Origin of the sequence: Thermosynechococcus sp. QKsg1 (assembly GCF_031586415.1) — a bacterium.
Lineage (GTDB): Bacteria > Cyanobacteriota > Cyanobacteriia > Thermosynechococcales > Thermosynechococcaceae > Thermosynechococcus.
Genome location: NZ_CP134200.1, coordinates 440,392 through 457,304 on the forward strand (window position 1 = coordinate 440,392; position 16,913 = coordinate 457,304).

A 16,913-nucleotide genomic window follows, 5' to 3' on the forward strand; every position below is an offset into this window, starting at 1 on the left:
GCGTAGGTTTTGATGAGTATGGCCTCTGCGGCTTAGCACTAGCATTCAGCAATGACGAAATATGTTTTTGTGACTGGCGGTGTCGTCTCCAGTATTGGGAAAGGAATTGTCGCCGCTAGTCTGGGGCGTCTATTGAAATCGCGGCAGTATTCCGTGTCAATTCTCAAGCTTGATCCCTATATCAATGTGGATCCGGGCACAATGAGTCCCTTCCAGCACGGGGAAGTGTTTGTGACCGACGATGGTGCCGAAACGGATTTGGACTTGGGGCACTACGAGCGCTTTACGGATACACCCATGTCCCGCCTCAATAGCGTCACGACGGGATCCATTTACCAAGCGGTGATTAACAAAGAGCGACGCGGCGACTATATGGGGGGAACGGTGCAGGTCATCCCCCACATTACGAATGAGATTAAAGAACGCATTCTACGGGTGGCGAAGGACAAAAACCCCGATGTGGTGATTATTGAAATTGGGGGAACCGTTGGCGATATTGAGTCGCTGCCCTTTCTAGAGGCCATCCGTCAGTTTCGCACGGAGGTGGGGCGGCACCATGTGCTGTTTATGCATGTAACCTTGGTGCCTTGGATTCCCTCGGCAGGGGAGATGAAAACAAAACCCACCCAGCACTCGGTCAAGGAATTGCGCTCCATTGGGATTCAGCCGGATATTCTGATCTGTCGTTGCGATCGCCCCCTTGTACCGGGCATCAAGGAAAAGCTCTCCCAATTTTGTGATGTCCCTGTGGAATGTGTCATTCCCTCGCCGGATGCCAAAAGTATCTATGAAGTGCCTCTGCTGCTTGAGCGCGAAGGGTTAGCCACCCAAGTTTTGAGTCTTTTGAACTTGGAGCAACGGCAACCGGATCTCAGTCAGTGGCAGGCTCTGGTGGAGCGGCTCTACCGTTCCCATACCCCCTTAGAGGTGGCGATTGTGGGCAAATATGTCCGCCTCAGCGATGCCTATCTTTCGGTGGTGGAAGCCCTGCGGCACTCGGCGATCGCCCTTGATCAGGAACTGCGTATCCGCTGGGTCAACTCCGAAGAAATTGTTGAAAATGGTGTAGAAAATGCCCTCAGCAATGTCGCGGCGATTGTTGTGCCGGGGGGGTTTGGTATTCGCGGCGTCGAAGGCAAAATTGCCGCCATTCAGTACGCCCGTGAGCAAGGAATTCCCTTTTTGGGGTTGTGCTTGGGGATGCAGTGCGCGGTGATTGAGTGGGCACGCCATATTGCCGGTTTAGAAAATGCTAACAGTGCTGAGTTTGATGCCAATACCCCCCATCCGGTGATTCACCTGTTGCCTGAACAGCAGGACATTGTGGATTTGGGGGGAACGATGCGCTTGGGCTTGTATGCCTGCCGCCTAGCCCCCAATTCCCTTGCCGAAAAGCTCTACGGCGAAACGGTCATCTACGAGCGGCACCGCCATCGCTACGAGTTTAACAATGCCTATCGCAGCCTCTTTTTAGAAACGGGCTATCAAATTACAGGCACCTCTCCTGATGGCCGCTTAGTAGAAATTATCGAGTATCCGGCTCACCCCTTCTTTATTGCGGTGCAGTTTCACCCCGAGTTTCGTTCCCGCCCCAATGCGCCTCATCCTCTCTTTTACGGCTTGCTGGCAGCGGCAGCCAAGAATTCTAATCGTGACAATTCACAGTTAGTCCCAAGCCTCTAGATTTCGCAGCGGTTCCACAAGGATAGTGCTGGCATCTGTTGCCCGTATGGCCACATCGGTCAGGGCACCCACCCGTACGGCCAAGGTTTGACTGAAGGGGGCACGACGCAACAGGGTGACGGTTTGGCCGACGGTAAACCCCACGGCAGCAAGGCGCCGTTGCCAAGCAGGTGCCCCCTCAATGGCAGTAATCCGCGCCGAAGTACCAAGGGGGAGGTCAGAGAGCACCACAGGATAATTCATGAGACGGGTGAAGCAGGTGTCGCCAAGCGCCGGACCTCTTGAAGGGCTTCCTTGGCGGAGGGGTAGCGATCGCTAAAGTTAAATTTCACCATCTTATTGAGCACTGCCGCTAGACCTTCACTCACTGTGACACACTGCTGCCAATCCACTTCACCCGTGCGCGGATCTCGCGGTAGATCGCGGGGTTTAATACCCGTTAAAGCCTGCAGCACAATCATGCTGACAGCGTAAATATCACTGCTGAGGGTGGGCTGACCGGAGAGCTGCTCTGGCGGAGCATAACCCATCGTACCAATGACCACGGTGCTCCCTTGGGTTTTCTCCACTTCTTGGGGTTGAATTTGCTTCACTGCCCCAAAGTCAATCAGCACCAGCTTGCGATCGCTGGCACGGCGAATAATATTATCGGGCTTAATATCGCGGTGAATCACATAGTGACTGTGGACAAAACTCAGCACTTCCAAGATTTCCCGTAGGAGTTGAATGGCCTCAGCTTCCGTGTGTTTGCGTTGCAGTTCCTCACTTAGGGAAGCACCATCAATAAACTCCTGCACCAGATAGAATTCCTGATTTTCCTCAACATAGGCCAGCAAGAGGGGAATTTGATCGTGGCGTCCTAGCTTTTCAAGGATTTCTGCTTCGGTATGAAAGAGCCGTCGCGCCACCTGCATAAAGCGCTCATCGGTGCGTCCCGGTCGCAAATGCTTGACCACACAGAGGGGGTTCCCCGGTCGCTGGGTATCCTGAGCCAAATAGGTGCGGCCAAAGCCCCCTGACCCCAAGACTTTTTGGATTTTGTAGCGACCACTGAGGAGAGAACGGGGTTTGCCGGTAATTTCTGTGGGTTCTCGCAGGGCTGCATTGAGGGCTGCCGTATCCTCGGCCATCAGCGATCGCAACAGTGCCAAGGCTTTTTCCTGTTCCTGTACTTTTTCTTGGAAAGATTTTTGCTCCTGCTGCGCTTGATAGCTAACGTAGCCAACCATGCCGACACTGCTGAGCACTAGGGCGATCGCCGGCGGCACCACGGGAATCCAGCCACTCCCCATGACAAAAATGCCAAAGCCACCACCAAAAAGGACAATTAGCCCCCCCACTACCGCGCCCCCCAACCCCAGGGGTTGCCGCAACCACCAGCCAAGGACACTGCCCACCCCAGCCCACAGCAGAATCCAGCCGAGCACCACTGGCAGCGGCCAATACCAAATGGGACTTTCGCCGTCGAGGGCCGCACTCAGGAATTGACTCACCATCTGGCCATGAACAACCACCCCCGGCATTTGCTGCGTCACGGCATCACTACCGCTATAGGGGGTGAGGAAAATATCCTTGATGCTCGGCGCAGACACCCCAATCAAAACGACGCGATCGCGAATCAGGTCTTCGCTCACCCGTCCGGTCAGTACATCCGTTAGGGAAACCGTTGGCCCCACTGCGTTGCGTGAGCGGTACTTCAGCAGGGTTTGCATGCCGCGATCGTCCACCCCCACATAGCCACCGGCATCGCTGCTGAGGAGGGGAAAATGCACATCATTGAGGGTCAAACCCTTGTCATCGAGTTTGATAGTCTGAGCGGGGTCTTGTTCTAGGTAGCGCAGTGCCAGCATCAAGGCAAAGGAAAAGGGCGTTGTACACCGCTGTGCTTTAGGATTGCTGATCACAAATAGATTGCGGCGAATGACACCATCGTTATCGAGGGGGATATCGGCAAAGCCCACTCGCTCTGGCACCTGTGCTGCGGGAATACTGGGTGGTGGTGGCACTTCGGGTTGCTCCGCTGTTTCCCCCGTTGATTTGCACACTGGAATAATGCGCGGGTTGATGCGAATCATGTTTTGCAACTCGTCGTGGCCGGGGGGGTGGGGCAAATCGCGGAAAATATCCAAGCCAATGGCACGCGGGCTAGCGGCATTAAGGCGGGTGAGGAGATCGGCAACGGTAGCATCCGGCAGGGGCCACGTTTTTTGGGCTTGAATGTCCTGCTCCGTCACCAGCACCGTCAGGATACGCGAATCAGGGTCACGGGCGGGTTGCGATCGCACATAGAAGTCATACAGACTCAGTTCCGACGGCTGAAGCAGTCCCAGTTGGCGCACACCGATCACCACAGCGGTTACTCCCAGTGTGGTGGCAACAACCGGCATCGGCAGCCATTTTGGCCAAGGGTAGGGCACGATTTCAACTCCTCGCGCAATTGTGCAGCGGCGCCCCGAGAGCATCGCTAGACCGATTTTAGCGAACCGCCATCTTCCCTTTCCGCTGCTGCTAGGGGATGAGCAACGGGATAGGGGGTTAAGAAGCAGCCAATAGAGGCAACTGTTCTCTTGGTGCTAGATGGCGATCGCTCGCTCCCCAGCGCAATAATGTAACAACATGTAACAAAAGTCAGCGATCGCGCGGGGGAAACTGAACCCTTACAATAGGTTTCAGATGTGCTATTTTGCGTCACTGGCAAGCCAAACTCAGCTTTCTTGTGCGGGGATAGATATCAATTGGGCATGATTCCTGATAAGTTCAGAAAAACGCCTCTTAGTGGCACGCCTATGGCCTCAATGCCTATGTCCGAACTGCCCTTTTCCCTTGATCAATTGCGAATCCTGAAGGCGATCGCCCTCGAAGGAAGCTTTAAGCGAGCCGCTGACAGCCTTTACGTCTCCCAACCCGCAGTGAGTTTACAGGTGCAAAACCTTGAACGCCAACTGGATGTTCCCCTATTTGACCGCGGGGGACGCCGTGCCCAACTCACCGAAGCCGGACAACTCCTACTGGCCTACGGCGATCAAATTCTCTCCCTGTGCCATGAAGCCTGCCGTGCCATCGAAGACCTACAAAAATTGCAGGGGGGGACATTGATCATTGGAGCCAGCCAAACCACCGGCACCTACCTGATGCCCCGCATGATTGGCCTGTTTCGCAGCAAATATCCCGAAGTCGCTGTTCAACTCCATGTGCATTCCACCCGCCGCACCTGCTGGAGTTTGGTCAACGGTCAAATTGATCTAGCAATTATTGGCGGCGAAGTCCCCTCAGAACTGAGCGAGCAAATTACCATCACCCCCTATGCGGAGGATGAACTGGCACTGGTCTTACCCGTGGATCATCCCTTGGCTAGTGCCGAAACCCTCACCAAAGAAGACTTGTACAAGCTGGGCTTTATTGCCCTCGATGCCCAATCCACCATTCGCAAGGTGATTGATCAGGTGCTGCAGCGCGCCAACATTGACCCCCGCCGCCTGAAGGTGGAGATGGAGCTGAATTCCATTGAGGCGATTAAAAACGCCGTGCAGTCGGGCTTGGGGGCTGCCTTTGTCTCCATTTCCGCCATTGAGAAGGAGTTACAACTGGGGAGCCTGCGGCGGATAGGTATCGAAAATGTGGTGGTGAAACGCACCCTGTCACTGATTACCAATCCCAATCGCTACCGATCGCGGGCAGCCGAGGTCTTCTGCCGTGAAATTCTCACCCAATTTGCCACCTTTGCCATTGATACAGAACTGACAACGGCCAAGTCCCCCATCTCCGATAGTGAAAAACCCCTTAAGGAACTGCTGACGATCGCCCCCCTTGAGGAAAACAGCACCAATGTCAGTAATTCTTAGGGCAACGCAGTGGCAGCCAACAGGCAGAATAGTCGCGCTCAGGAGAGTTTATTATTTCAAAAGATCGGAGTATGATAATAGATCGCGCTATTCATAACTGATGACCATGGCCCTGCAACACGACGTTAAACAAGAAATCATCAACACCTACCAGATTCACGGTACCGATACTGGCTCTGCGGATGTCCAAGTTGCCATCCTCACGGAGCGGATCAAGCAGCTTTCTGAGCATCTCAAGGCGAATAAAAAAGATCACGCCTCTCGCCGAGGACTGCTGAAAATTATTGGCCGTCGCAAGCGGCTACTGGCCTATATCCATCGCCACGATGCCCAGCGCTATCGCCAACTCATTGAACGTTTAGGAATTCGGGGTTAAAGACAATGGCAAAACGGTCGGATCTGCCTTTTGAGCCTAAAAAGAAAAAAGGAGCAACCAAGCCTGCCAAAGCTCCTGCTGCCGCAGCCGTCCGTTCTAATGCCCCAAAATCCCCAGCCAAGCCAGCCAAAAAAAGTACAGGCATTCCAGAAATTGTCAGCCAACGCATGGTTACCCGGATGGCAATCTGCTGCGGTACCCCCACGCTTTTGGGATTGATGACGTTTCCCCTCAGCTATTTCATTGTCCATGAGGGCTGGTTTAAGTTGCCTAATGTGGCCGTTGTCATCGCTAGTCTCGGTCTCTTTGGCCTTGGGGCGCTGGGGCTGAGCTATGGGATTCTTTCTGCCTCTTGGGATGAGCACGAGCAGGGAAGTTGGCTCGGTTGGCGAGAATTCCGCACCAATTTTGGTCGTGTGATCGAGAGTTGGCAGGCCTATCAAGCCCAGCGATCGCAAAACGCCGAATAGGGGCGATCGTTGAGTCACATCTGCTTCTCTCATCAATAAAATGTAAGGAATTCTTTACGGATTCTTATCATTCTCCGTCGCTTATCTACCATAGATTTATATAGTTACACCCTTTCAGTCACACCTGAGCACAGTCAGCAACACCTTAAAAGGGCTTGATGGCAACACTGCTTCAGGCATGACCAACGGCAAAGGGTGCTCAAGTCGCTCAAACCTTGTAACCCCTATGACAGCAACGGAAATGTTCCCAGTTGAGACTCGCACAAACGTGGGAGATCTGCCCATTAGCCTACAGTCCGCTAGCTTTCTGCAAAATTTGCTGGGATTAGTGGCAGAAACCCTTGAAGATGTCGTGGGTCTCGATGATGCCTCTGGGTTTATTGCCCTTGTAGGGCAGCAAATGGGCAATCAAATCAACGCTCTCTACACTCAAGCCCTTGGCGATCGCCCCCTTGATGCCAAGACGGTTACCCAAATTCTTGTGGATCTCAAAAATCGCATTGAAGGGGGATTTTTCCTGATTGAGCAGGATGAGGAACGTATTATCTTAGGGAATCAGCGTTGCCCCCTTGGCAGTGGTGTGGTGGGTCATCCCTCGTTGTGCATGATGACCTCAAATGTGTTTGGCGTGATTGTGGCGCACCATTTGGGCTATGCCAAGGTCTGTATTGAAAAGGCGATCGCCAATGGGGATCAAGGGTGCCACGTGGTGATCTATACCCAACCTACTGCTGCGGCCTCAGCGGCCAAGGGGCGAGAATACTATCGCATTGAGTCAGTCTAAGCCAGTCAAGTCCTTACATTCCGGCGGGGTTAAGATGAGCGACTTTACACTCGATATTGGCGCATGGATCGATCTGTTGCCAGAGCCAACGCTGGTCATGAATGTCCAAGGCAACATTGTGGCCATTAACCCCAGTGGCCGTGAATTTTTTGGCAGCAGTGTGCTCAATTGCAACCTTCGGGAACTGGTCGCCACCCCCCCAGAGAAACTCAATAAATGGCTGCCCCTCTGGCAACAGGCGACGCAAATGGTGCCCGGCACTCTTCGAGGTCCCCAAGGACAAAAAATCGAAGTGGAAGCCGTGGGTATCCACCGTTGCCAGCCCCCCTTGATTCTCCTGCGCCTGTTTCGCCAGCCCCGTTTTCTGCGACAGTTCATCGTCCAACGGCAGCAGTTTCAGCGCTTGCAAGAGCAAATGGCTCGGCAAACAGCTCTAATTGTGGAGCTACAGCAGCGGCAAAAACAGCTAGAGGCGGAAAATCGCCATCTCCAAGGGGTCTCCCAGCAGGACAGCCTGACCAAATTGGCGAATCGGCGTGCCTTTGAAGACGGTCTGCGGTCGGCTTGGCGGGAATCGGCCACCACCCATCTTCCCTTTGCCATTGCTCTGCTGGATATTGATCACTTCAAGCGCTACAACGACACCTACGGCCATCTGGCGGGCGATCGCGCCCTGCAACGGGTTGCCCATGCCATTAAATCCCAAGTGCGGGAAGCTGATCTCGTGGCTCGCTATGGCGGTGAAGAGTTTATTCTCCTGTTGCGCCACACCCACCATGACGTTGCCATTTGCGTTTTAGAGCGGATTTTTAACTACATTCGCAGCCTAGGGATTCCCCATGCCAGTTCACCAGTGCAACCCTACCTCACCGTCAGTGCCGGCATTTGCACCGTGAGCGCCACCCTTAGGGACTGCCCAATGGCGGAGCTGCTAGCGACTGCTGATGCTGCCCTGTACGAGGCCAAACGCTCAGGGCGCGATCGCTATGTGTTACAAACCTATGCTTGGATGAGTGCGCCTGTCTCTTCCAGCCAAGAAATTCAGCCCTACCCCTAGGGAAAGCCCCTGTAGCTGCCTCTGCTAGATATAATGTGGGTGGCCAAAGCACGGCAATCCCGTAGCCGAAACGTGATAGTTGATCGCGGTTGGGACGTTGTGTTGCAGAATGTAAAGCTGAGTAAATTTTTGGAGATCGTGTAGCCCATGTACAATGCGACGAATTCTGGCAGTCGGATGTTTCGCTATGAAGTGGTGGGACTGCGACAAAATGCCGAAACCGATAAAACCGACTATGCCATCCGCAACAGTGGCAGTCAATTTTTCAACGTTCCCTATGACCGCATGAATCAGTTTATGCAGCAGATTACCCGCTGGGGGGGCAAAATTGTGAGCATTCAACCCCTCGATGGTACGGCTGCCACCACGGAACCCGTATCCAATAATAGTGCTGCCCCAGTTAAAGAAAAGAAAGTTGATATTCCCGTCAATATCTATCGTCCCAATAATCCCTGCGTTGGTAAGGTCATTTCCAATGAAGAGTTGGTGCGCGAAGGGGGCGAGGGAACCGTCAAGCACATCATCTTTGACATCTCTAGTACTGAGTTGCGCTATCTCGAAGGCCAAAGTATTGGCATTATTCCTGCGGGTACTGACGCCAACGGCAAACCCCACAAGCTGCGCCTCTACTCGATTGCCTCGACCCGCCACGGCGACTTTCAAGATGACAAAACCGTCTCCCTGTGTGTGCGCCGTCTAGAGTACAAAGACAAAGAAACCGGCGAAACCATCTATGGGGTCTGTTCTTCTTACCTGAACCAACTGCAACCTGGCGATGAAGTGAAAATCACCGGGCCTGTCGGTAAAGAAATGCTCCTGCCCGATGATCCAGAAGCAACGATCATTATGTTGGCAACAGGAACGGGGATTGCTCCCTTCCGTGCCTTTTTGTGGCGCATGTTCAAAGAAAATAATCCAGACTATCAATTCAAGGGTCTGGCATGGCTCTTCTTTGGCGTTGCCTATACCGCGAATATCCTCTACAAGGATGAGTTAGAAGAACTTCAGGCGAAGTATCCAGATCAGTTCCGCCTCACCTATGCCATTAGCCGTGAGCAGAAAACCCCCGACGGCGGCAAGATGTACATCCAAGGTCGCATTGCTGAGCATGCGGATGAAATCTGGCAACTCCTTCAGAAGAAAAACACCCATGTCTATATGTGTGGTCTGAAGGGCATGGAGTCGGGTATTGATGAAGCAATGGCAGCAGTGGCAGCCAAAAATGGTGCCGACTGGCAAGAGTTCCTCAAGGGCACGCTCAAAAAAGAAGGCCGTTGGCACGTGGAAACCTACTAGGAAGATCAGTTGGGGGGCGATCGCCCCCTTTTTTCCTCAATGCCAATTGCCCTTTGGATCTGTCAGGATAGAAGTAAGTCGCCTGATGGAGCTGTTCCTGAAAGATGTTTGGCGTACGGTTGCTAGAATGTAGCCTATTTAACGCCAAGTCATGAGCATTCTCGTATTCTTCTAATGGTATGGTGAGTACCCAGCGATCGCCTATGATTTATCCTCGCTTTCTGCGCAAAGCCTACCGTAAAGAACCCATCTCCGCCTTCCTTCTGCTAATGGGAGGGGTGGATTCGACCATTGGTGGCTTGGGGGGCTACAACGGTCTGCTGCTATTGGGTCTAGGTTTGATGGGCAGCGCGCTGCTCTATCGCCTGCTCCAGCGATCGCCCGAACGTCCTCTCCCTGAGAAAGTTCCCCAGTATGCGCTGCCGCCTCAATCCTCCCAGCCCTTGCCGATGCTGACGATGAGCAAAAAACAGCCCCCCCTGCGCTAGGCTAAAGCAGAGATCATCGTCTGAAATTTCCACAGGATTTCCTGCCATTCCCGTTCCGGGTGAGAGCCTTTGACAATCCCCGCCCCAGCAAAAAGATGGGCAGAGTTGCCCTGAAGGTGGGCAGAGCGAATTCCGACAATGAATTCCCCTTCTCCGGTGGGTGTCACCCAACCAAGGGGGGCAGCATAACCACTGCGATCAAAGGGTTCCAGTTGCCGCAGCCAGTACTGTGCCCGTGAAGCAGGATACCCTGCCACTGCTGGCGTCGGATGTAAGGCCGCCACCCCTTGGAGAATATGAATGGGTTGCGGCAGCGGGGCCTGAATCAGCGTTTGCAGATGTTGGATATGACTTAGCTCAAGGATACGTGGTTTGGTCGGCACCTCACAGGTCATGCCCAACTGTTGGAGGGTTTGGCAGAGAAATTCAACAATGACCTGATGCTCGTAGCGCTCCTTGGGGCTGTGGTAAAGGCCATTGCGCAGGCTTTGATCCTCCTGTTGGGTTTGCCCGCGGGGACGGGAACCCGCCAAAGCATCGGCACAGAGAACGCCATCGGCAATCTTGACCAAGCGTTCGGGACTCGCCCCCAAAAAGACCTGCTGCCGCTCTTGGCCAACACTGAAGATGTAGCAATTGGCGTACTGCTGACGCAGGTTTTGCAACGTTCCCAGCCAGTTGAACCCCTGAGGCTGCTCTAGGGTGAGGGCAGCGGCCAAAACCAATTTTTCGAGGTCTCCCTCCTCAAGGAGCTTGAGAGCCTGCTGGACACTGGTAATAAATTGCCCGTATTGCTCAGTTAGAGGCGGTAGGGCGATCGCCAGTGGTGGTGGACAGGGGGGTGGATCAGCCAGAATGTGGGTCAGTGCCCGCTGCACGAGTTGCCAGTCTTGCCAGAGGCGATGGGGTGTACTGGTCTCTAGGGCACAACTGAGGGTGAGCCAAACCTGATCCAGACGCTGAATCACCTGCCAGCGGGGTAAGACCCCCCGGTTAGAGCCTAGGTGATCCCAAAAACTAAATTGACAGAACAGGCGCGGTTCGGCTGGAGCGATCGCCCACACGCGGCTGAGAGTTTGTTCACTAAAACGCTGGAGTTCCACAAACCGTTGATGTCCCTGAACACTGCGGGTCGCCACCGCACCACAGGCAGCAACAATCTCTCCCGCTTGCTCAAGGTAAAAATGCTCACTTTCGCCACTGACTTGCATCAGCCCAGCCAATAGGATCAGGGGATCAACGGTGGGTAAGGAGATGCCTAAACTCAGGAACTGACAATTGGCCTGCTGTGCTGCCTGCATTCCAGCGCTGACCTGAGTATAAAACTCGGACTCAGAGGACAAATCAAAAGTAAGGGGCAGCGAAACGGGCATAACCAAACAAGGTCAAGATTGCCCTTACATTTTCCCCTTGGCAGGGAACCTTTGGCAAAAAGACTGGAACTTCCCTGTCTGCCTAAGTATGCTGAGGAGTAGGATCACTGTCTATTTCTGAGGCAAGCATGGCTAAGGTTGTGAAAACAGATGCGGAATGGCAAGCTCAACTTACCCCTGAGCAGTACTATGTCACCCGCAAGAAGGGAACGGAGCGCGCCTTTACGGGCTGCTACTGGAACAACAAAAAGCCCGGACTCTATCGCTGTGTCTGCTGTGGCACGCCGCTCTTTCGCTCTGAGACCAAGTATGACTCTGGCAGTGGCTGGCCGAGTTTTTGGCAACCCCTTGACCCCAAAAATATCCGCATGGAGCGGGATCTGTCCCATGGCATGGTGCGCACGGAGGTTCTCTGTAATGTCTGCGACGCCCACCTCGGCCATGTCTTTGAGGATGGCCCGCCACCCACGGGACTGCGCTATTGCATTAACTCAGCGGCACTGGAATTTATCCCTGACGCTGCCGCCTCTTGATGACCCCCGTGATTGAACAACTGCAAAGTCTCAACCGCATTTTGGTAGAACTGGCGCGGCGGCAGCCGTTCCACGGGGCAAACTTTGAGGAGATTTTGCAGGACATTCTCTGGACGAGTGCCCGTAGTCTCAATGTGGCACGGGTGAGTCTGTGGTTTTATGGGGGCGATCGCCAGCAAATTCAATGTGTGCAGTTGTTTCAGCAGTCGCCCCAGGCCTTTACGGTGGGGATGACCCTCACCGCTAGTCATTACCCCGACTATTTTGCTGCCCTCGAACAGGAGCGCACGATTACGGCCCATGACGCTTGGCACGATCCCCGCACGCGGGAGTTTCGCAAGACCTATTTAGAACCTCTTGGCATTACCTCGCTGTTGGATGTGCCCATCTGGGTTGAAGGGAGCATGATTGGCATCCTCTGCCACGAACACATTGGTTCACCCCGCCAGTGGACCATTGCTGAAGAGCAGTTTGCCGCTTCCCTAGCGGATCTGGTGTCCTTGGTGGTGGAAAGTCGCGATCGCCACCGCGCCCTCAGAGCACTAGAGGAAAGCGAAGCCCGCTTAGCCACCTTCTTTCAAGCCACCTCTGAGGCAGTAGTCATCCATGAGCAGGGGACAATTCTTGATGTCAACGCCGCAACTGAACGGCTGTTTGGCTATACGGCTTCAGAACTAGTGGGGCAGTCGGTGTTGTTGCTGACCCATCCAGAGGCGCGATCGCTGATTTTAGAGCGAATTCAGCAGCCCATTGATATTCCCTTTGAAGCCCTTGCTCGCACCAAAAGTGGTGAAGCACTGATTGTTGAGGTTCAGGGAAAATCCATTCTCTATCGGGGGCGCTGGGCGAGGGTGGTGGGAATACGGGATATTACCCAACGCAAAACCGCTGAACAGAACGTACAATTGGCTGCCCAACGGCAACAACTGCTGGCGGAAATTGCCCTCCGCATTCGCCAAACGCTGGAACTGCCAGAGATTCTCAATACCACAGTGGTGGAAGTGCGCCGCTATCTCCTCAGCGATCGCGTGTTTATTGTCTCTTTTGATCCGAGGACAGAGGAGATTCAAGTGGTGGCGGCGGCGATGGCGCCCCAATGGCACACGAATCTTGAGGTTCTCCTGCAAAACGTGCATTACCGTTCACGGCTGCTGACCACACCGGCCACACTCTCCTGCGAGCGGGAAATGCTTGATCCCCATCTGCGACAGGTGTATGCAGCGCACCATATCCAGTCTTGTCTGCTGATTCCGATCCAACATCAGCCCCAGGGCCCGTGCTTTTTACTGGGAGTCCACCAATGTGACCGCCCGCGAGAGTGGCAGCCCTACGAGCGCGCTTTTTTGGAGCAGTTGGCGACTCAGGTGGCGATCGCCCTGCAACAGGCAGAACTTTATCAACAACTGGCGGCCTTAAATGCCAACTTGGAACAGCAGGTGGCCGAGCGTACCGAGCAGTTGCAGCAAAAAATGCGTGAACTAGAGGAACTCAACCACCTCAAGGATGTCTTTTTGCACGCCGTATCCCATGATTTACGCACCCCTGTCCTAGGTACCCTGATGGTGATTAACCATCTCTTGCAGAACAACACCAGCGACACGATTCCTGTGCCCCGCAGCACCTTGACCTGTATTCAGCATAGCCAGCAGCGGCAACTACATCTGATTGAAACACTGCTGCATATTCACGTGGATCAGCAACCTTCCCTCTCTTTGGCGATCGCCCCCACATCCTTAGCCACGCTTGTCAAGGCGATCGTGGCGGAGCTACAACCGCTGCTCCAGAAAAATAAAGCCACCGTAAAGCTTCAGATGGCACCAACCTTACCCCTAGTTCGCGCTGATCCCATCCAACTGCGGCGGGTCTATGAGAATTTGATTAGCAATGCCCTGAAACACAATCGCCCCGGCCTAACAATCACCCTCACAGCAGAGGTTCAGGAGGACATGGCTTACTGCACCGTTCAGGATAATGGGGTCGGTATTGGCTCTGACCAGCGATCGCGCCTCTTTGATCTGTATTACCGTGGCCGGGAAAGTCACCATCGCACCGGTATTGGTTTAGGGCTATACCTGTGTCGGCAAATTATTACGGCCCATGGTGGTGAGATAGGGGTTGAAGACAACCACCCGCAGGGGGCTACTTTTTGGTTTCGCATTCCCATAGCCAGACCAACATAAGGCATCATTACCCTTGACAAACCCAAGGCAAAAGCGAGACACTTAAGGCCAACCTCATCTTTTTGTCTCGGTTTCCTGTAAAATGGCCAGTTGAACCTTCCTGTTTTAACTCAACTCTCGTGGCCGTTTGTGCATAGGTTCCCTTTTAGCCACGAAACTAGGATTGTTAAGACATGAAACATATTCATTTGGTTTTTATCCCTCTGACCTGTCGCGGTGACTCAGCTACGGCATGTCAGAAAATTCTTACAACTCATACATTTATTGGGAGCAATAGTGAGTCGTTATGTTGGGCAAACTCCGTGACCTCATGGGCCTAACCCCAGAGACTGACATCTACGATGAGGAATACCCTCAAAGAACGGCACGAACACTAACCACGGAATCCGACGTGGAATCGCTGCCCGCATCGCGGCCAACCCTGAGTCACGACTGTGACGCCAGTCCGTCTCCCTCAGTTGCCACTGGCTCAGTGCCGACGGGATCAGCTCCTTCGAATGTGATTGGGATGCCCAATGCCGGTCGTTGGTGGGGGGCAGTGGCGGAAGTTTTGGTGATGCAGCCCCGCAGTTTTAGTGAAATGCCTGAGGTGATCAAGGCTCTTAAAGAGCGGAAGTCTGTGGTGCTAAATCTGACCTTGATGGAGCCGGAGCAAGCCCAACGCTCAGTGGATTTTGTTGCTGGTGCCACGTTCACGATTGATGGCCACCAAGAGCGCATTGGTGAGAGTATTTTCCTCTTTACGCCAAGCTGTGTCCAAGTGAGTACGCAAGTGGGGGGAGTGCGCCCAGCCGCAACACCGGTTGCCCCATCACCAGCTTGGGGAATGGATGCCCAACAACAGCGCAGTGCCTAGGGTGCCTGCCCTGGGGATCATTGGCTGTGGCCGCATGGCGGAAGCAATGCTTTCGCGGTTGCTGGCAGATGGTCTATTGCCAGAGCAGGTGTGGGTATCGGCGCGATCGCCCCAGCGGCAGCAGTATCTAGCCCACACCTATGGGGTTAGGGTGACAACGAACCTAGAGGTCGCTACCGCCGAAACGCTCCTACTGGCGGTCAAGCCACAGGTCTTTGCCGATATTGAGTCAGAACTGGCGGATACGCCGGTAGCTCAGGGCACTGGCGTTGCCCTTTCCATCATGGCAGGGATTAACAGTGGGCGGCTGCGGCGGCTTTTTCCCCAGCGGTTGATCTTTCGCGCCATGCCGAATACACCAGCCCAAGTGGGCGCCGGCGTGATTGCCCTTGCTAGCGATAGTGCAGCGACTGAAGCAGAGATCGCAAAAATTAAGAATTTGTTAGGTGTGCTAGGGCAAGTGGTGGCCGTCAGTGAAGGGCAAATGGATGCGGTCACTGCACTTTCTGGCTCAGGGCCTGCCTTTATTGCCCTTATTGTGGAGGCCTTGTGCGATGCGGGGGTGGCGGTGGGCTTGTCGCGATCGCTGACACAGGAACTCGTTTATGGCACAATAGCAGGCACAGTACAATTACTTAATGAGCGCGGGCTGCATCCAGCGCAACTCAAGGATGCGGTCACCAGTCCTGCGGGGACAACCATTGCGGGTCTCGAAGTACTGGAAGCTGCTGGTGTGCGTGGAACCCTCATGCAAACGGTAAAAGCGGCCTACGAGCGTGCCCAAGCCCTCAACTAAGTGCCTATGCCCAACTCTCCCACAACCGCTGCCCCCCCCGCCATCGAAGGCTTAGATGGGAAGGTGGTGTTCATTGACTACTTTGCCTGTGTCACTGCCATCACTGCCTTGAGTTTGAGCCAAATTTGCTACTGGCGTCTGTTGTCTCCCCTGTTGGGGATTCGCCGTCGGAGTGGTGGTGGGGGCGATCGCCGGCGCGTGTACAGCCGCGCGGTCACAATTCGGCAACTCAACAGGACTTGGCTGAGGGTGGACTGTGACTGACTTTGGACGTGTGATTACCGCCATGATTACGCCATTTACAGCCGATGGCGCGATCGCCTACGATGTGGCGGCAGAACTGGCACAGCACCTTGTGGCCAATGGCTCCGATAGCATTGTGGTTTGTGGCACCACGGGCGAGTCCCCCACCCTCACTTGGGAAGAGGAATTTCAACTCTTTCAAACGGTGCAGCAGGCTGTGGCAGGCAAAGCCAAGGTGATTGCAGGTACGGGTTCCAACTCCACCCGTGAAGCGATTGAAGCCACTGCAAAAGCCGCCGAATTAGGACTTGATGGTGCCCTCTTGGTGGTACCCTATTACAACAAACCCCCCCAAGAAGGACTCTATGCCCATTTTCAGGCGATCGCCCAGGCGGTGCCGGACTTTCCCCTCATGCTCTACAACATCCCCGGCCGCACAGGGCAGAACCTGCTACCAGAAACAGTGATCCGCCTTGCTGACTACCCAAACATTGTTGCCATCAAAGAAGCCAGCGGCAGCCTTGATCAAGCCAGCACCCTTCGTGCCCAGCTGCCGCCACATTTTCGCATTTACTCTGGGGATGATTCCCTAACGTTGCCATTGCTGGCCGTGGGTGGTTATGGTGTCGTCAGTGTGGCCAGTCACCTTGTTGGCCCCCGCATTCAAGAGATGATCCAAGCTTTTATCCAAGGCGACACAGCGACAGCGACTGCTATTCATTGTCAACTATTGCCCCTGTTCAAGGTTTTATTTGTGACGACGAATCCGATTCCGATTAAAGCTGCCCTCAGCCTGCAAGGTTGGGCGGTGGGTACTCCCCGACTGCCCCTCACATCTGCGAGTGACGCTGTGATTAGCCAATTGAAGCCTGTTTTAGATGCTCTTGGCCTACTGAAGTCTTAAGACAACGCTGGGCATTTCCCAAGCTGCACCTT

General features: G+C 54.1%; 17 protein-coding genes. 14 read left to right on the forward strand and 3 right to left on the reverse strand.

Translation table 11 applies throughout. The features are described 5' to 3' along the window. Window positions 1-51 precede the first annotated feature (51 nt). Window positions 52-1,683: a CTP synthase gene (locus RHP47_RS02220; protein ID WP_149817766.1), complete on the forward strand. Its 1,632-nt coding sequence runs from the start codon at window positions 52-54 to the stop codon at window positions 1,681-1,683. Here RHP47_RS02220 and RHP47_RS02225 read toward each other — a convergent pair. Both RHP47_RS02225 and RHP47_RS02230 read right to left on the reverse strand, forming a co-directional pair. Further along, complete coding sequence (locus RHP47_RS02225; protein ID WP_310840939.1) at window positions 1,666-1,926, reverse strand: FeoA family protein; 261 nt, start codon at window positions 1,924-1,926, stop codon at window positions 1,666-1,668. The genes RHP47_RS02220 and RHP47_RS02225 overlap by 18 nt on opposite strands. Beyond that, window positions 1,923-4,100 carry a CHASE2 domain-containing serine/threonine-protein kinase gene (locus RHP47_RS02230; protein WP_310840941.1) on the reverse strand — a complete coding sequence of 726 codons (2,178 nt, stop codon included), beginning with the start codon at window positions 4,098-4,100 and terminating at the stop codon, window positions 1,923-1,925. Before RHP47_RS02230 ends, RHP47_RS02225 begins: the two co-directional genes overlap by 4 nt. Before the next feature lie 384 nt (window positions 4,101-4,484). Here RHP47_RS02230 and RHP47_RS02235 point away from each other — a divergent pair, with 384 nt between their 5' ends. The 7 genes from RHP47_RS02235 (at window position 4,485) to RHP47_RS02265 (ending at window position 9,996) form a co-directional block, all read left to right on the forward strand. Next, window positions 4,485-5,525 carry a LysR family transcriptional regulator gene (locus RHP47_RS02235; RefSeq protein ID WP_149817772.1) on the forward strand — a complete coding sequence of 347 codons (1,041 nt, stop codon included), beginning with the start codon at window positions 4,485-4,487 and terminating at the stop codon, window positions 5,523-5,525. Window positions 5,526-5,631: 106 nt separating this feature from the next. Further along, window positions 5,632-5,901: a 30S ribosomal protein S15 gene (gene rpsO, locus RHP47_RS02240; protein WP_149821602.1), complete on the forward strand. Its 270-nt coding sequence runs from the start codon at window positions 5,632-5,634 to the stop codon at window positions 5,899-5,901. Between the two features lie 5 nt (window positions 5,902-5,906). Beyond that, window positions 5,907-6,371: a PAM68 family protein gene (locus RHP47_RS02245; protein ID WP_149817774.1), complete on the forward strand. Its 465-nt coding sequence runs from the start codon at window positions 5,907-5,909 to the stop codon at window positions 6,369-6,371. Between the two features lie 241 nt (window positions 6,372-6,612). After that, window positions 6,613-7,155 (forward strand): methanogen output domain 1-containing protein, encoded by a 543-nt coding sequence (locus tag RHP47_RS02250; RefSeq protein WP_310840943.1) that lies wholly within the window; start codon window positions 6,613-6,615, stop codon window positions 7,153-7,155. A gap of 34 nt (window positions 7,156-7,189) precedes the next feature. Further along, window positions 7,190-8,212, forward strand: a complete 1,023-nt coding sequence (locus RHP47_RS02255; protein WP_149817778.1) for a diguanylate cyclase domain-containing protein — start codon at window positions 7,190-7,192, stop codon at window positions 8,210-8,212. Between the two features lie 147 nt (window positions 8,213-8,359). Next, window positions 8,360-9,508 carry a ferredoxin--NADP reductase gene (petH, locus tag RHP47_RS02260; protein WP_149817780.1) on the forward strand — a complete coding sequence of 383 codons (1,149 nt, stop codon included), beginning with the start codon at window positions 8,360-8,362 and terminating at the stop codon, window positions 9,506-9,508. Window positions 9,509-9,711: 203 nt separating this feature from the next. Next, window positions 9,712-9,996 carry a hypothetical protein gene (locus tag RHP47_RS02265; protein ID WP_149821604.1) on the forward strand — a complete coding sequence of 95 codons (285 nt, stop codon included), beginning with the start codon at window positions 9,712-9,714 and terminating at the stop codon, window positions 9,994-9,996. Here RHP47_RS02265 and RHP47_RS02270 read toward each other — a convergent pair. Beyond that, a complete protein-coding gene (locus RHP47_RS02270; protein ID WP_302679764.1) occupies window positions 9,993-11,339 on the reverse strand; it encodes an isochorismate synthase MenF in 1,347 nt (448 codons plus the stop codon). The genes RHP47_RS02265 and RHP47_RS02270 overlap by 4 nt on opposite strands. A 158-nt stretch (window positions 11,340-11,497) precedes the next feature. Here RHP47_RS02270 and msrB point away from each other — a divergent pair, with 158 nt between their 5' ends. From msrB to dapA, 6 genes are all read left to right on the forward strand, one after another. Beyond that, the gene (gene msrB / locus RHP47_RS02275) at window positions 11,498-11,902 is read left to right on the forward strand and encodes a peptide-methionine (R)-S-oxide reductase MsrB (protein ID WP_149817785.1); all 405 of its coding nucleotides are present in this window, start codon (window positions 11,498-11,500) and stop codon (window positions 11,900-11,902) included. Then, the gene (locus RHP47_RS02280; RefSeq protein ID WP_302679766.1) at window positions 11,902-14,082 is read left to right on the forward strand and encodes a GAF domain-containing protein; all 2,181 of its coding nucleotides are present in this window, start codon (window positions 11,902-11,904) and stop codon (window positions 14,080-14,082) included. The genes msrB and RHP47_RS02280 overlap by 1 nt, the downstream gene beginning before the upstream one ends. Before the next feature lie 286 nt (window positions 14,083-14,368). Continuing rightward, complete coding sequence (locus RHP47_RS02285) at window positions 14,369-14,938, forward strand: cell division protein SepF (RefSeq protein ID WP_286626422.1); 570 nt, start codon at window positions 14,369-14,371, stop codon at window positions 14,936-14,938. Beyond that, window positions 14,913-15,734 (forward strand): pyrroline-5-carboxylate reductase, encoded by an 822-nt coding sequence (proC, locus tag RHP47_RS02290; RefSeq protein ID WP_286626424.1) that lies wholly within the window; start codon window positions 14,913-14,915, stop codon window positions 15,732-15,734. The genes RHP47_RS02285 and proC overlap by 26 nt, the downstream gene beginning before the upstream one ends. 6 nt (window positions 15,735-15,740) lie before the next feature. Beyond that, window positions 15,741-15,998: a hypothetical protein gene (locus tag RHP47_RS02295; RefSeq protein ID WP_190278169.1), complete on the forward strand. Its 258-nt coding sequence runs from the start codon at window positions 15,741-15,743 to the stop codon at window positions 15,996-15,998. Next, window positions 15,991-16,881, forward strand: a complete 891-nt coding sequence (gene dapA / locus RHP47_RS02300; protein ID WP_310840946.1) for a 4-hydroxy-tetrahydrodipicolinate synthase — start codon at window positions 15,991-15,993, stop codon at window positions 16,879-16,881. Before RHP47_RS02295 ends, dapA begins: the two co-directional genes overlap by 8 nt. Window positions 16,882-16,913 lie beyond the last annotated feature (32 nt).

Bases quoted from the DNA above. Each gene is read 5' to 3' on its own strand.
- RHP47_RS02220 (WP_149817766.1), top strand. From the start codon at position 52: ATGACGAAATATGTTTTTGTGACTGGCGGTGTCGTCTCCAGTATTGGG.
- RHP47_RS02225 (WP_310840939.1), bottom strand. From the start codon at position 1,926: ATGAATTATCCTGTGGTGCTCTCTGACCTCCCCCTTGGTACTTCGGCG.
- RHP47_RS02235 (WP_149817772.1), top strand. From the start codon at position 4,485: ATGTCCGAACTGCCCTTTTCCCTTGATCAATTGCGAATCCTGAAGGCG.
- rpsO (WP_149821602.1), top strand. From the start codon at position 5,632: ATGGCCCTGCAACACGACGTTAAACAAGAAATCATCAACACCTACCAG.
- RHP47_RS02245 (WP_149817774.1), top strand. From the start codon at position 5,907: ATGGCAAAACGGTCGGATCTGCCTTTTGAGCCTAAAAAGAAAAAAGGA.
- RHP47_RS02250 (WP_310840943.1), top strand. From the start codon at position 6,613: ATGTTCCCAGTTGAGACTCGCACAAACGTGGGAGATCTGCCCATTAGC.
- RHP47_RS02255 (WP_149817778.1), top strand. From the start codon at position 7,190: ATGAGCGACTTTACACTCGATATTGGCGCATGGATCGATCTGTTGCCA.
- petH (WP_149817780.1), top strand. From the start codon at position 8,360: ATGTACAATGCGACGAATTCTGGCAGTCGGATGTTTCGCTATGAAGTG.
- RHP47_RS02265 (WP_149821604.1), top strand. From the start codon at position 9,712: ATGATTTATCCTCGCTTTCTGCGCAAAGCCTACCGTAAAGAACCCATC.
- msrB (WP_149817785.1), top strand. From the start codon at position 11,498: ATGGCTAAGGTTGTGAAAACAGATGCGGAATGGCAAGCTCAACTTACC.
- RHP47_RS02280 (WP_302679766.1), top strand. From the start codon at position 11,902: ATGACCCCCGTGATTGAACAACTGCAAAGTCTCAACCGCATTTTGGTA.
- RHP47_RS02285 (WP_286626422.1), top strand. From the start codon at position 14,369: ATGTTGGGCAAACTCCGTGACCTCATGGGCCTAACCCCAGAGACTGAC.
- proC (WP_286626424.1), top strand. From the start codon at position 14,913: ATGCCCAACAACAGCGCAGTGCCTAGGGTGCCTGCCCTGGGGATCATT.
- RHP47_RS02295 (WP_190278169.1), top strand. From the start codon at position 15,741: ATGCCCAACTCTCCCACAACCGCTGCCCCCCCCGCCATCGAAGGCTTA.